Raw genomic sequence first — 13,072 nt, 5'->3', positions numbered from 1 at the left:
GGGGGGAAGAAGTTCGGGACCGCTGGAGGACTCCTGCCCGCCGCTGGGTAGTAGAGCGGACATTCGCCTGGTTGAAGAGTTTTCGGAGCTTGCGCACTCGCTACTGTTGTTACCTCGTCAATTTTATGGGACTACTTTACCTTGCTTTGGCCTGTATCCTTTGGAGAAAACTGGTATAGCAAGATGTATGCCGGACATTCTCTCAGGCGGTCCGTATGAAACGATCCGATATCGGCGTGACGGCACTGGTGTATGCCTTCACGCTCTTTTTTCTGTACATGACCCTGGAACTGCCGCCGGACGCGCAGACCTATCCCCTCTGCCTCATCGCCGGCCTGCTGATCCTGAATACCTGCTATCTGGTGCGCTGCCTGTGGCAGCTGCGCCGCCAGGCGGGCATCCACAATGATCTGCCCGATCTGTTTGCGGGCTTCCAGTGGAAGCAGTTCGCCTTCATCTGCCTGGGCTGCGTGGGCTACATGCTGCTCATGCATGTGGCGGGCTTTTATATCGCCAGCATCTGCTATCTTGTGGGCACGCTGGCCTTTTTACGTGTCCCGCGCTGGCATATCGTGCTGACGGTAGTGGTCATGGCCGCGCTCATCTACGCGGTGTTCACGCTTTTCCTCAAGGTCCCGCTGCCTGTGGGCCTGCTGTTCAAGTAAGGGGATCGTCATGACGGATACTCTGGCTCTCATGGCTGCAGGCTTCATGCATGCCATCTCGCCCATCAATCTGCTGGCCATGCTGGCGTCCACCATCGTGGGCATCACCATCGGCTGCCTGCCCGGCCTTTCCGCCGCCATGGGCGTGGCCCTGCTGCTGCCCGTCACCTTCGGCATGGATCCGGCCACGGGCCTGATCGTGCTGGGCGGCATCTACTGCGGTGCCATCTTCGGCGGCTCCATCAGCGCCATCCTCATCCATACGCCCGGCACGCCCGCCTCGGCGGCCACCGCCATCGAAGGCTATCAGCTCACCCTGCGCGGCAAGGCGGCCAAGGCGCTGTTCACGGCCTGCTTCGCTTCTTTCTGCGGCGGTCTTCTGAGCTGCATTTCGCTGTACTTCTTCTCCCCGCTGCTGGCGCAGCTGGCCATGAAGTTCAAGAGCCCGGAATATTTCTGGCTTTCGCTCTTCGGTCTGACCATCATCGCGGGCGTATCGTCCAAGTCCATCCTCAAGGGCCTCATCTCCGGCGGCATCGGCCTGCTCATCTCCACCATCGGCATGGACCCCATGGAAGGGGTGCCGCGTTTCATGTTCGGGCAGACGACCCTGTATAACGGCGTCAACACCACCTGCGCCCTCATCGGCCTGTTCTCCATGTCGCAGGTGCTCATCCTGGCGGAAAAGCGCATCGTGCAGCGGCCCAAGGCTTCGGCCATGACCGACCGTTTCGGCCTGAGCAAGGCGGAATACAAGCGCATCACGCCCACCATCATCCGGTCGTGGCTCATCGGCAACATCGTGGGCATCCTGCCCGGTGCGGGTGCCTCCATCGCCTGCTTCATGGGCTATAACGAGGCCCGCCGCTTCTCCAAGCACAAGGATGAATTCGGCAAGGGCTCCATCGAAGGCGTGGCGGGTTCCGAGGCGGCCAACAACGCCGTGACCGGCGGCTCGCTCATCCCCACCCTGACCCTGGGCATCCCCGGCGAGTCCGTGACCGCAGTGCTCATGGGCGGCCTCATCATTCACGGCCTGCAGCCCGGACCGGAGCTGTTCACCACCTATGCCGGCATGACCTACACCTTCTTTGCCGGTTTCGTGCTGGTGCAGTTCTTCATGCTGGGCGTGGGCATGCTGGGCTGCAAGGGCTTTGCCCAGATCTCCCGCCTGTCCGATGCCATCCTCATCCCGTCCATCTTCCTGCTGTGCGTGGTCGGTTCCTACGCCATCCACAACAACGTGGTGGAAGTGGCCATCATGCTCATCTTTGGTGTCATCGGCTATCTGGCGCGCAAGTTCGACTTCAATGCCGCCGCCATCGTGCTGGGCCTGATCCTCGGCCCCATCGGCGAACGCGGCCTGCGCCGCTCGCTGCTCATCAGCGACGGGGACCCGTCCATCCTCTTCTCCACGTCCCTGTGCTGGATCCTGATCGCTTTGTGCGTGCTGGGCGTGCTGTCGCCCCTGCTCATGGAGCGCCGTATGCGCGAAAGCGCCGAAAGCTAGCGGACGGATGCTTCCCGGCTGTGAAGCCGTGGTGGCGACATGCTGACGATGAAGGCCGGCAGATACCGAAAAGGTGTCTGCCGGCCTTTTTTGCAGGGTGGGGAAGGCTCAGGCGTTGCGGCTGAGCCCGTACTTGCGGATCTTGGCGTACAGGGCGGAGCGGCTGATCTTGAGGATGGTGAGCGCGCCGCCCTTGCCGTCGATGCGCCAGGCCGTATGCTCCAGGACTGCCGCGATATGGGCCTTTTCCATCTCTTCTAGAGAGGAGAGCCGCGCCGGTATGGCGGGCGGTACGGCAGAAGGCTCTTCCTGCGGGACGGCCGGAGGATCGTCGTCCAGGATGTTCTCGTGGAAGAACAAGGTGCGGCCGCCGCTCAGGATCACGGACTGTTCCACCACGTTGCGCAGTTCCCGGATATTGCCCGGCCAGGGCCATTGTTCCAGCAGCCGACGGTTCTCGTCGGAAAAATCCTGCACGCAGGGGCGGGCATGACGGTTGGCGAAGTAATGCAGATAATAGCGGGCCAGCGGCAGGATGTCCTGCCGTCGTTCCCGGAGGGGCGGGATCTTCAGGTAGATGACGGCGACCCGGTAATAGAGGTCCGCCCGGAACCTGCCCTGGCGCACGGCCTCCTTCATATGGCGGTTGGATGCCGCCACGAGGCGGAAATTGATGTTGATGGGACGCGTCCCGCCCACGCGCAGGAACGTCCGCTCCTGCAGGACCCGCAAAAGTTTGGCCTGAACCCGCGGGCTGGCTTCCGTCAGCTCGTCGAGGAAAAGCGTGCCGTTTTCCGCCAGTTCCACCAGGCCGATCTTGCTGCTGATGGCGCCGGTGAACGAGCCTTTTTCATGGCCGAAGAATTCGCTCTCGAACAGGTCGTCCTGAAGGCTGGCCATGTTGATGGTGACAAGCCGCCCGCTGCGACCGCTTTTTTCGTGGATGCGGCGGGCCAGCATCTCCTTGCCTACCCCGGATTCCCCGTTGAGCAGGATGGAGGCATCCGTCCCGGCCACGGTATCTATGTCTTCAAGAAAACGCCGCATCTCCGGTGAAGCGCAGACCAGTTCCTGATGGCCTTCCGGCAGGGGGGCATTGCGCAGCACGCTTTGTTCCGTCTCCAGGACCGTGGTGCAGGACCAGGCCAGGATCCTGCCGATGTCCCGCAGAAGATCCTCACTGAGCATGGGGCGGATCTCTTCCCGGAACGACCCCATGTGACACAGGACGTAGATGCCGTAGGGGCGGCAGTCCACGGGGATGCCCGCCAGGATGACACGGGCACCGCTGCCGCCGCCCAGATTGTCCAGCAGGAGCGGGGAGCCTTCGGCCACGATGCCTGCGATCTCGTCCAGGGTGGAGGGGATGGAGAGCTCCGGCCCGACGGCGGAGCTGTCCTGGCTTGCCAGCTGGCGCAGGGGGGCCGAAGGATGGGATTGCAGGAAAAGGCAGCTGTGCTCCGCTCCCAGGATCTGGGCGGATTCCGTCAGGAGGATGGGCAGGAAGGATTCGAACGAGGTCCGCAGCCGCTGCGGGGCAAAATGTTCACGATAGGCCGCCAGCAGGGAACGCTCGGAGACGGCCTGGTCCTGGCCTTCCCGCAGGTAGCGGGGGATGAGCGGGAGCAGGGATTCCGGCCAGAAGTGATGCTTCAGGTAAGGGTAGACCGCCCAGGCTTCATGGAGCAGCAGGCGGGCCTTGCCTTCATCTTCCGGCAGCAGCAGCTGGGCCAGCATCAGGCGGCTCTTGCCTGCTTCCAGCGCGTCATGCAGGGCGTCCAGCAGGGTGATGCTGTGGCGGCAGGCCTCGATGGCTTGGGCCGTCTGACCCGCCGCGGCCAGCTGTTTGCCGTGCAGGCGCAGGGCCACGCCCCGCAGCAGACGGTTGGGGCCGTTGAGGCAGCGTTGCAGCTCCTGGGGAAAATCATAGCAGGGCAGGGGAGGAAAGCCCCGGTCATGGAGGGCCTCGAGCAGTTCGAGCACCATGCCGTTCAGATAGGTGGGACGCTGGAAACCGCGCTGGGCCGCCTTGTGCAAGACGTTCTGCAACACATGGTAGGCAGCGTCGGCGTGGCCTTCCCGCATGTGGTAGCAGGCCAGATGGCGCACCGTGGTGACCATGCTCGTGATGTCCGTCTGTTCCGTGATGTCGGAAAGAGCGATATCCAGCTGCTCCAGGGCCTTGTCGCTTTTTCCTGTTCGCAGGTACAGGGAGGCCAGCTGGCTGCGGAGGCTGCGGGTCAGGGACATGTCGTTACGGATGGACGACTGGCGCAGGCGGGAAAGCAGCAGGCTGGCCGCCAGATCGAAGTCGCCGCGGTTGGCCGCGGCAAAACTCCAGTGGCGGACATAGAAAAGTTCGAACAGATGGCGTTCCTGGGCACGCAGCTTGCGGCTGACGCGGGTAAAGATGCTCATGGCCTGATCGTAATCCCCTTCCAGGAAGGCAAGGATGCCCAGGTAGGGGGCCGCGGTCTCGAACAGGTCGGGCTTGCGCAGGGATTCCAGCTGGCGGCGGCCGCGCAGCATGATGGCATGCAGGCGCGGATCATTGTGCCGCGGGGTGTTGCAGACATTGAGCGTCCCGATCAGCAGGTCGAAGAGCGCCATCTCTTCCCTGTCGGCGATGCGGAAGGCCTGTGCCCTGGCCCGGAAGCAGAGGGAGGGAAGTTTCGGGATGAAGTTGCCCGAACAGGTGATGGTCATATGGAGTTCCCGGCAGAGCCGGAGATAGGGGCGCACGGCATCAGCGGAAGACAGGGGCAGGCGGAGCAGACGTTCCGACAGGCAGAGCAGCAGGCCCTTGATGACCCCGGGCCGCAGGCTGTCGATGCGGCGCAGGCAGAGGGCCAGCAGGGCCTCCAGCGCTTCGAGCTCGCGTTCCTGCCCCAGCAGGGCAAGGATCGGGGGCAGGCCCCCCAGCTGTATCAGCAGCTCGGGCTGCCAGCATTCCCCCAGCAGGGCATGCAGGAAATTCCCGCAGTCGTGATGTCGGTACCAGTCATTTCTGTACATAGCTCGGCCCCCTCCACCACGCAGGCTACCTGTCCTTTTTTGGGAATACAAGATACAAAAATGTATTTTTTAAGCACAAAAAATCACAAGTTAAGATCTATTGTAAAAAATATTCAGTAAAAACAATAAGATATATTTTGGTACGCTCCTTGCTAATAAAAGGGAAAATTTAGGGGCAGCCCCGTGCTGCACATCCCATGCAAAGGAGCGGTTATGATTCAAAGTATCGATCCCGCAGCCTGTACCGGTTGCGGCAGCTGCACGAAAACCTGCCCGCTTGACGTATTTCGCCTTGAGACAGCACAGGAGCAGATATCCCCGTGCATGGCGGCCTGTCCTGCGGGTGTGGATATTCGCGGCAACCATTATCTGATCCAGCAGGGCAACCTGGACGAAGCCGCGCGCAATTATCTGGCTGTCCAGCCGTTCCCGGCCATCACCGGCCGTGTCTGCTTCCATCCCTGTGAATCCGCATGCGCCCGTGCCCGTGTGGACAGCGCTGTCAATATCAATGCCGTGGAGCATGTGCTCGGCGACTGGGCCGCGCAGATGCCGCTGGAAAAGCCCGTGCGCCGTCACATCAGCAAGGTGGCCGTGGTGGGTTCCGGTCCGGCCGGTCTTTCCTGCGCCTGGCCGCGTCGCACGTTATCTTCGCCATCGGCCAGGTCTCGGAACTGGACGGTTTTGCCGGTGATGTGAACGTGGAACGCGGCCGCATCGTGGTGGAGGACATCACCCTGGCCACCAGCCAGTGGGGCGTGTTCGCCGCCGGTGACGCGGCCACGGGCCCGGCCTCTGTGGTGGCGGCCATCGCCGGTGGCCGTGAGTGCGCCATCTCCATCGACCGCATGCTCAAAGGGGCCGACATCCAGGGCGAGCGCGGCCGCAAGCGTCCCCAGGTTCCCGAAGACCGCCTGCCCGGCCAGGGCATCGGCCAGGAGCCCCGCCATGAGCGCGGCCGTGTGCCCGCCGATCCGCAGGATCCCATGGCGGAGAACGTGCGCCCCCTCGATATGGAAGCCTGCTTTGCCGAAGCCCTGCGCTGCATGACCTGCGGCAGCCGTTCGCGTATCGCCTACAATGACGACTGTATGACCTGTTTCACCTGTGAGCTGCGTTGTCCTTCCGGGGCCATCTTCGTGCATCCGTTCAAGGAACGGTTTGCCCGGACCCTTGATCAGGTTGACGTCGTAAAGAGCTAACTGCCGGAGGACATCATGAAAGAACCCAGAGGATACGAATACACGACGGACCTGCTCGTGGTCGGGTGTGGTTTCAGTGGCATGTGGGCGGCCATGCGCGCCAAGGATTTTCTTGACGACGTGCTGGTGGTGGACAAGGGCCCCCGTGACTGGGGCGGCCTTGGCGGCCTTTCGGGCGGCGACATGATCGTCAAGCAGCCCGACATGAACCTTGATGACCTGCTGGACGATCTGGTCTATTACTACGATGGCCTGGCCGACCAGAAGCTGCTGGGGCAGATCCTGACCCAGTCCTATGACCGCTTCATGGATTTTGAGAACTGGGGCCACAAGTTCGTCCGCAACGACAAGGGCGAGCTGTGCTTCATCCCCCAGCGTGCGCTGGATTACATGCGCTTCTATTACTACCATCCCTACGGCATGGGCGGCATCGACAAGGCCCGCCTGCTCAAGCGGGAGTGCGAAAAGCGCGGCGTGCGCCGTCTGGGCCGTGTGGTCATCACCGACGTCATCACCGACGGCGAGCGCGTCACCGGTGCCGTGGGCTTCCACGCCCAGAGCGGCAAGCCCGTCTACATCCGGGCCCGTGCCGTGCTGCTGGCCACCAATACCGGCGGCTGGAAGCCTTCCTACCATCAGAACACCCCTGCCAGCGAAGGCGTGAGCATCGCCTGGAACGCCGGCTGCGCCATGCGCAACTTCGAGTTCTGGAAGGTCTGGAACGTGCCGGTGGACTTTGCCTGGGAGGGACAGACCGGTCTGTTGCCCAAGGGGGCCCGCTTCCTCAACAACAAGGGCGAAGACTTCATGCTCAAGTATTCCCCCAAGTTCGGCGCCAAGGCCGACCCGCATTACAATACGCGCGGCATGATCTGCGAAGTGCGCGCCGGTAACGGCCCCATCCTTTTCGACTGCAGCAAGATGTCGGCCGAAGACGTGGAGACCATGCGCCCGCGTGCGGGCTGGATGGGCCTTAACGACAAAAAGCTGCGGGCCATGGGCATGGACTTTTTCGCCCAGAAGCTGGAGTGGATGCCGCAGGTGCGCCATACCTACGGCGGCATCGTGGCCGATCTGGACGGCGCCACGGCCATCAAGGGCCTGTACGCCGCCGGTCTGGCCCGCAACCCCGACCCCGGTGTCTACATGGGCGGCTGGGCCACCTGCATCACGGCCACCACGGGCTATTCCGCCGGTGAGGCCGCGGCCCGTTTCGTGGAAGGCCATGACGCCGTCCCCTTCGACAAGGCCTATGCCGCTGACCGCCTGAACGGCATCCTGCGTTATCTGGGACGTGACGGCATCGCGCCCAAGGACGTCATCGCCGACATGCGCGAAGTCATGAGCGCGCCCGACGTGGCCCTGATGAAGACGGGGCGCGGCCTGAGCCGTGGCTTGGATCGCGTGGCCGAAGTGCGGGGAGAGTTCCTGCCCGAGCTGGGGGCCCGCGATGCCCACGAGCTGGCCAAGCTCTTTGAAGCGACCTCCACCGTGCTGCTGACGGATCTGTGCCTGACCGCGGCCCTGGCCCGCAAGGAATCCCGTGCCGGTCATTACCGCGAGGATTACCCCCAGCGTGACAATGCCAACTGGCTCAAGTGGATCGAACAGCGGCAGGTGGACGGACGGCATGAGCTGCACACCGTGCCCGTGCCCCTGGATGACTATCCTGTGAAGCCGTACCGCTATTACATGGACAACTTCACCTGGCCCGAACCTCCGCGTGCGGACTAGGCCGACGGCCCGGTGACTGGCCGGTGCCATCCCTTGCGGCATGAGCCGTGAGTGGTTCCTTCTGTGAGCCGGGGGCGTCTTCTCCCTGCCTCCGGCTCATTCCGTCCGCAACTTCATCCCCGCGCAGGGCCCCGTGCCCGCGCGATTTACAGGAAACGATATGTCAGCAACGACCCCGGAGAAGAAAGCTCCCCTGTCTCTTGCCTATTATGTCCACAGCCTCGTCTGTCTGTGCATCATGTTCGGCTTCGGCCTGCTGGACCCTGTGGAACCCCTGACCCCGCTGGGGATGCGCCTGGTGGGCGTGTTCCTGGGGGTGCTGTACGGCTGGGTGTTCATCGAGATCGTCTGGCCCAGCCTGGCCGGCCTGCTGGCCATGATGCTGGTGGGCGGCATGAAGCCCGTGACCCTGCTGAACAACAGTTTCGGCCACCCCATCGTGCAGATGATGTTCTTCATCTTCGTCTTCTGCGCCACCATCAACCACTACGGTCTGTCGCGCTTCATCTCCCTCTGGTTCATCACGCGCAAATTCGTGGCGGGCAGGCCGTGGCTGTTCAGCTTCACCTTCCTGGCCTCCATCTTCATCCTGGGGGCGCTGACCAGTGCCTCTCCGGCGGCGCTCATCGGCTGGAGCATCCTGTACGGCGTGTGCGAGGTCTGCGGCTACAAGAAGGGCGACAGCTACCCGACCATGATGGTCTTCGGCATCGTCTTCGCCGCCCAGATCGGCCAGTCCATGATCCCCTTCAAGCAGGTGGCCCTGACCGTGTTCAGTGCCTATGAGACCATGTCCGGCATGGGCATCGACTATGCCAAGTACATGCTCATCGCCTGCCTCATCTGCCTGCTGTGCGCCCTGTTCTTTATCGTGCTCGGCAAGTACATCTTCCGTCCCGACATGAGCAAGCTGCTCAATCTGGAAGCGGACAAGCTGGATACCGACGGCAGTCTGAACCTGACCGGCGTGCAGAAGACCGTGCTCCTTTTCCTCTTCCTGCTGGTGCTGCTGCTCCTGGCCCCCAACTTCCTGCCTGCGGACTTCTTCCTGACCCGCTTCCTCAAGGCCATCGGCAATACGGGTATCGTCATCCTGCTGGTGACCGTCATGGCGGCCATCAAGGTGGAAGGCAAGCCCCTGCTGAATTTCAAGGTCATGGTGGACTCCGGCGTCACCTGGGGCATCGTGCTGCTGCTGGCCTTCGTGCAGCCCCTGACCATCGCCATGGCGGCCCCGGGCAGCGGCATCACGGACTTTCTCATGCAGCTGCTGACGCCTTTCTTCGGCGAGAGCTCTTCCATCACGTTTGCCCTGTTCATCGGCTTCGCCGCCGTGGCCCTGACCCAGGTCATGAACAACGGCGCCGTGGGCGTGGTGCTCATGCCGGTCATCCACAGCTTCTGCCAGGCCTCCGGTATGGCGCCGGAGCTGCCGCTCATCATGGTGGTCATGGGCGTCCACTTCGCTTTCCTGACGCCTGCCGCCAGTGCCAGTGCGGCCCTGCTGCACGGCAACGAATGGTGCAATACCAAGGCCATCTGGAAGTCCTCGCCCCTCGCCATCCTGGGCGCTTACGCGGCCACGGCCATCGTGACCCTGCTGCTGGGCAGCCTGCTGTATTCCTAGGCATTCCCCCAGGCGGCACGACCCGGATGCGTGCCTCCACCGGAGCGGCCCTGCTGGAGGGCCGCTCCCGCAAAGGGGACGACCGGCAGCCGGGCATCACCGCAAACCAGCCATCAAAAAAAGCTCCGTCCGCGCACAAGACGCAGGCGGAGCTTTTTTGATGGAGAAAACAGGGACTCAGGGCAGGAGCAAGGTCTCGTTCCAGGCCTTGAAGGAACCTGCCGCAAAGCGGGCTCAGGCCCGGCCCAGGGCGAGGATCTCGTCCCTGCTGCGGGGCAGGACCTCGGGCAGGGCGGCGATGAGGCGGCTCACAGGTGTGGACGGATCGGGCCGGCAATGGTCGGCCAGCAGGCGGGCCAGACGTGCGGCGGCCAGGGCGGCCGTGGCGGTGGGCAGACCGGCGCACAGCAGGCCGGTGACGAGGCCGGTCACGATGTCCCCGGTACCGCCGATGCACTCCATGGCCGGGACCGAGGGATTGTCCACTACGGCGTGGAGGCGGCCTTCGTGGATGATATGGTCGGCCTTGCCCTTGATGATCAGATTGGCCGGGCAGTTGCCGTGCTCCTGTGCCCGGGCCAGCAGCACGGGGATGTTCTGTTCCTCGGCCAGCAGGAAGCCGCGCGTATAGAAGGGGTGGGGCGCTTTTTCATCCGCCAGGAAGGCCAGTTCGCCCACGTCCGGGGTGAAAAGTTCGTAGGCATCGGCATAGCCGCTCATCTTGGCCACGTACATGAAGCCCGCATCGGCCACCATCAGGGGCGCGTTCTCCAGTTCCCGGACAGCCAGCAGCAGGCGGTTGTGCCAGTCCACGTCGGGAAAAAGGTAATGGAAGGTCAGGCCGCGCGGGGCCAGGGCGGGCAGGGCTTTTTCCAGCCAGGCATAGAGCTGGCGGCTGCCGGAACCGGAGCCGGTATCCCCGGCCAGCAGCAGGGCAGGGGGCGTGCTGCCAAGGGCCGCGCAGGTCTGCAGGGCCGTGGCTGCCAAGGCCGCGGTGCCCCGTTCCACGGGCACGGTACGGCCGTCAGGCAGGTGCAGGCCCGCTTCCGAAAGGCTGGCGCTACGCGGGGCGGGGCCTTCCGGCACCAGCAGAGAAAAATCAGGGTCGGGGATGGTTCCGGCTATGATCCACATGCGAGCTGTCTCCGTATCTCCTCAAAGGCTTTTTGCAGGCTGTAGCAGCACAGGGTCTGCCCCATGCTCAGCGGTTCGGGGGCCGTATCCAGCGTTTTGCCGCACAGGCAGTGGGCCAGCCAGGGCACGTCCGGGCAGCCGCCGCCGGAGATGTTGACGATGCGCCGGTCGCGGCAGTCCACCGTGATCTTCATGTTGGCCGCGCGTACCATGAGCCAGTGTTCCAGACGGCTGGTCTGGAACAGGGACACGGGCTCCAGCAGCACGTCATGGGCGCTGACCACCTGTTCCGGCTCCAGATCGGCCGTTTTCAGGCTGGCCAGCACTGCGGCCTGGCGGATGAGCGGGAAGACCACCACCATGTCGCAGCCGGTACGCATCTGCGGGGGCGGGCCCTTGACGTCTACGTCAAAGCCCTGCTGCCGCAGCAGGCGTTCGGCCCGGATGACGTCGCCCGTATGGGAAAAAGCCAGCAGGCCCCGGTCGGAAAGGGCGCGGGGGCCTGCATCGGGAGCGGACTCTTTTTTGAACAGGCCGCCCAGACGGCGACCGAGAGAGGAAAAAAGGGAATGCTTCGAGGTCATGCTTTTCCTGAAAAGGGGCGGCCGGAGCCGCCCCTGCATGGATTTTTTTAGGCCTGACGGCTGATCTCCAGCCGCCAGATGCCGTTCTCTTCACTTTCCGTCACATCGAAGCCGCTGTTGCGGGCCGCGCGGGTCACGTTCTCGCGGCTGGCCTCATTGTCCACCAGGACGGAGAAAGGGCCTTCGGGCTGCTTTTTGGCAGCGGTCAGGAACATCAGGACAGGCTGGGGGCAGGAAAGCCCGCAAGTATCGATAAGGGTCGCCATTACGCACCTCGCTTGCAATTGAAGAAACCGATGAGCAGGCAGACGGCCAGGCCGCCCAGGGCGCCCAGCATGCCGTTGGGACCGATCCCTGCCGTGCTGGAGGCCATGCCGAAGTTATGGGCGCAGGCCGCGCCCACGATGAGACCGACCACGAACACGGCCGCGTCGTTGTCGCCTTCACCGGCCATGAAGAGCTGGCGGCCGGGGCAGCCGCCGGCCAGGGCAAAGGCCAGACCGGCCGTCACCATGCCCAGGAAGTTCCACAGGCCGTCGGTATGGGCCACGGGCTGGCCTTCAAAACCGGGATGGAAGCCGCCGATGGCCAGATTGGCCACCAGCGCGGCGGCCAGCATGGCCAGGAAGCCCAGGGCCAGATGCCACTGGTTGAACAGCAGGACGTCACGCACGGCGCCCATGGTGCAGAAGCGGCTGCGCTGGGCCAGGAAGCCCACCAGCAGACCGGCACCGAGCGAGAGCAGGAAGGGGGCGTGCATGGAGCCGGGGCCCTTGAGGGAGTAGAAGAGGACGCCGTTCTGGGCCTGTCCTTCCATGGGCGGATTGAACAGATAGACGGCGACCAGGGCGAGCATGATGCCGGGCAGGATCAGGCCGGACGCCTTGCTCTGGCTCTGGCTGCGGCCCAGGGAGAAGCCCATGCGGAAGAAGACCGTGCCCAGACCGATGCCGACCACCAGGCCGGCCAGGCCGAACAGGGCGTTGGCGTCGCCGCCGGCCAGACGCATGATGACGCGCCAGGGGCAGCCCAGGAAGACCAGGGCGCCGATGGCTGCGATGACGCCCAGCAGGAAGCGGACGGCCGGAGCGGAGCCGCCGCGGGCGCGGTATTCGCCAAAGCAGAGGGCAGCGGCCAGGGAGCCCAGCACCATGCCCATGATCTCGGGACGCAGGTACTGGACGATGGGCGCGCGGTGCAGGCCCACGGCCCCTGCGATGTCGCGGTTGAAGCAGACCACGCAGATGCCCATGTTGCCGGGGTTGCCGGAGAACTGCAAAAAGACGGCGATCAGGCCCAGGATAAGGCCCGTGACCACGATGCCCGTGGTGGACGAGAAGAAATTGAAGCTGTTTTTCATGCGACCCCCCAAAAGACGGGATGCGGCAAAAGTTGAAAAAATGCGCGCAGATCCGTGACGGACCTAGGGGATGGGGGACCGTGATATGGCGAAGGTCAAGGAATCAGGACATGCCGTCGGCGCGACCACCCCGCTGCGCTCCACACCGTGAAGCCGGTGGTGTTGCGTCAGGTATGGTGCATGGGCATGGACGTGCTCCTTGGATCAGACGGGTCGTGATGGATAAGGGCAGCCTAGGAAA

General features: G+C 63.7%; 12 protein-coding genes and 1 pseudogene. 8 read left to right on the top strand and 5 right to left on the bottom strand.

Annotation, left to right across the window (positions count from 1 at the left end):
- From HF854_RS12915 to HF854_RS03400, 3 genes are all read left to right on the top strand, one after another.
- On the top strand, window positions 1-179 hold a 179-nt coding region (locus HF854_RS12915; protein ID WP_168935009.1), incomplete at its 5' end, for a transposase.
- Between the two features lie 36 nt (window positions 180-215).
- Window positions 216-665: a tripartite tricarboxylate transporter TctB family protein gene (locus tag HF854_RS03405; RefSeq protein ID WP_168935008.1), complete on the top strand. Its 450-nt coding sequence runs from the start codon at window positions 216-218 to the stop codon at window positions 663-665.
- A 10-nt stretch (window positions 666-675) separates the two neighbouring features.
- On the top strand, window positions 676-2,175 hold the full coding sequence (locus HF854_RS03400) for a tripartite tricarboxylate transporter permease (protein ID WP_168935007.1): 1,500 nt from the start codon (window positions 676-678) through the stop codon (window positions 2,173-2,175).
- A 108-nt stretch (window positions 2,176-2,283) separates the two neighbouring features.
- Here the strand turns inward: HF854_RS03400 and HF854_RS03395 are convergent, their stop codons facing one another.
- Complete coding sequence (locus tag HF854_RS03395; protein ID WP_168935006.1) at window positions 2,284-5,190, bottom strand: sigma-54 interaction domain-containing protein; 2,907 nt, start codon at window positions 5,188-5,190, stop codon at window positions 2,284-2,286.
- Window positions 5,191-5,403: 213 nt separating this feature from the next.
- Here HF854_RS03395 and HF854_RS12675 point away from each other — a divergent pair.
- The 5 genes and pseudogenes from HF854_RS12675 to HF854_RS03380 all read left to right on the top strand — a co-directional run.
- Window positions 5,404-5,448 (top strand): annotated as a pseudogene (locus HF854_RS12675) (hypothetical protein); the annotation flags it as partial.
- A 66-nt stretch (window positions 5,449-5,514) separates the two neighbouring features.
- Window positions 5,515-5,889 (top strand): hypothetical protein, encoded by a 375-nt coding sequence (locus HF854_RS12670; RefSeq protein ID WP_240937650.1) that lies wholly within the window; start codon window positions 5,515-5,517, stop codon window positions 5,887-5,889.
- On the top strand, window positions 5,814-6,392 hold the full coding sequence (locus HF854_RS12665; protein WP_240937649.1) for an FAD-dependent oxidoreductase: 579 nt from the start codon (window positions 5,814-5,816) through the stop codon (window positions 6,390-6,392). The genes HF854_RS12670 and HF854_RS12665 overlap by 76 nt, the downstream gene beginning before the upstream one ends.
- A gap of 15 nt (window positions 6,393-6,407) precedes the next feature.
- Entirely contained in the window at window positions 6,408-8,126 is a 1,719-nt protein-coding gene (locus HF854_RS03385) for an FAD-dependent oxidoreductase (RefSeq protein WP_168935005.1), read from the top strand.
- 160 nt (window positions 8,127-8,286) lie between these two features.
- Window positions 8,287-9,753, top strand: coding sequence for an SLC13 family permease (locus tag HF854_RS03380; protein ID WP_240937647.1), 1,467 nt, complete (start codon window positions 8,287-8,289; stop codon window positions 9,751-9,753).
- Between the two features lie 234 nt (window positions 9,754-9,987).
- Here the strand turns inward: HF854_RS03380 and HF854_RS03375 are convergent, their stop codons facing one another.
- The 4 genes from HF854_RS03375 to yedE are packed head-to-tail and all read right to left on the bottom strand — an operon-like array spanning window position 9,988 to window position 12,831.
- Window positions 9,988-10,887, bottom strand: a complete 900-nt coding sequence (locus tag HF854_RS03375) for an NAD(P)H-hydrate dehydratase (protein WP_168935004.1) — start codon at window positions 10,885-10,887, stop codon at window positions 9,988-9,990.
- The gene (locus HF854_RS03370) at window positions 10,875-11,471 is read right to left on the bottom strand and encodes a putative Se/S carrier protein (protein ID WP_168935003.1); all 597 of its coding nucleotides are present in this window, start codon (window positions 11,469-11,471) and stop codon (window positions 10,875-10,877) included. Before HF854_RS03370 ends, HF854_RS03375 begins: the two co-directional genes overlap by 13 nt.
- 47 nt (window positions 11,472-11,518) lie before the next feature.
- The gene (locus tag HF854_RS03365) at window positions 11,519-11,737 is read right to left on the bottom strand and encodes a sulfurtransferase TusA family protein (protein ID WP_168935002.1); all 219 of its coding nucleotides are present in this window, start codon (window positions 11,735-11,737) and stop codon (window positions 11,519-11,521) included.
- Window positions 11,737-12,831, bottom strand: a complete 1,095-nt coding sequence (gene yedE, locus HF854_RS03360) for a YedE family putative selenium transporter (RefSeq protein ID WP_168935001.1) — start codon at window positions 12,829-12,831, stop codon at window positions 11,737-11,739. The genes HF854_RS03365 and yedE overlap by 1 nt, the downstream gene beginning before the upstream one ends.
- Between the last annotated feature and the right edge of the window lie 241 nt (window positions 12,832-13,072).

Origin of the sequence: Desulfovibrio piger (assembly GCF_012843875.1) — a bacterium.
In the GTDB taxonomy this organism is placed as follows: domain Bacteria; phylum Desulfobacterota; class Desulfovibrionia; order Desulfovibrionales; family Desulfovibrionaceae; genus Desulfovibrio.
Note: the sequence above shows the minus strand (reverse complement) of the source record. Positions and strands in the feature narration are given on the sequence as shown.

Bases quoted from the DNA above. Each gene is read 5' to 3' on its own strand.
- HF854_RS03380 (WP_240937647.1), top strand. From the start codon at position 8,287: ATGTCAGCAACGACCCCGGAGAAGAAAGCTCCCCTGTCTCTTGCCTAT.
- HF854_RS03370 (WP_168935003.1), bottom strand. From the start codon at position 11,471: ATGACCTCGAAGCATTCCCTTTTTTCCTCTCTCGGTCGCCGTCTGGGC.
- HF854_RS03385 (WP_168935005.1), top strand. From the start codon at position 6,408: ATGAAAGAACCCAGAGGATACGAATACACGACGGACCTGCTCGTGGTC.
- HF854_RS03405 (WP_168935008.1), top strand. From the start codon at position 216: ATGAAACGATCCGATATCGGCGTGACGGCACTGGTGTATGCCTTCACG.
- HF854_RS03400 (WP_168935007.1), top strand. From the start codon at position 676: ATGACGGATACTCTGGCTCTCATGGCTGCAGGCTTCATGCATGCCATC.
- HF854_RS03375 (WP_168935004.1), bottom strand. From the start codon at position 10,887: ATGTGGATCATAGCCGGAACCATCCCCGACCCTGATTTTTCTCTGCTG.
- HF854_RS12670 (WP_240937650.1), top strand. From the start codon at position 5,515: ATGGCGGCCTGTCCTGCGGGTGTGGATATTCGCGGCAACCATTATCTG.
- HF854_RS03365 (WP_168935002.1), bottom strand. From the start codon at position 11,737: ATGGCGACCCTTATCGATACTTGCGGGCTTTCCTGCCCCCAGCCTGTC.
- HF854_RS03395 (WP_168935006.1), bottom strand. From the start codon at position 5,190: ATGTACAGAAATGACTGGTACCGACATCACGACTGCGGGAATTTCCTG.
- yedE (WP_168935001.1), bottom strand. From the start codon at position 12,831: ATGAAAAACAGCTTCAATTTCTTCTCGTCCACCACGGGCATCGTGGTC.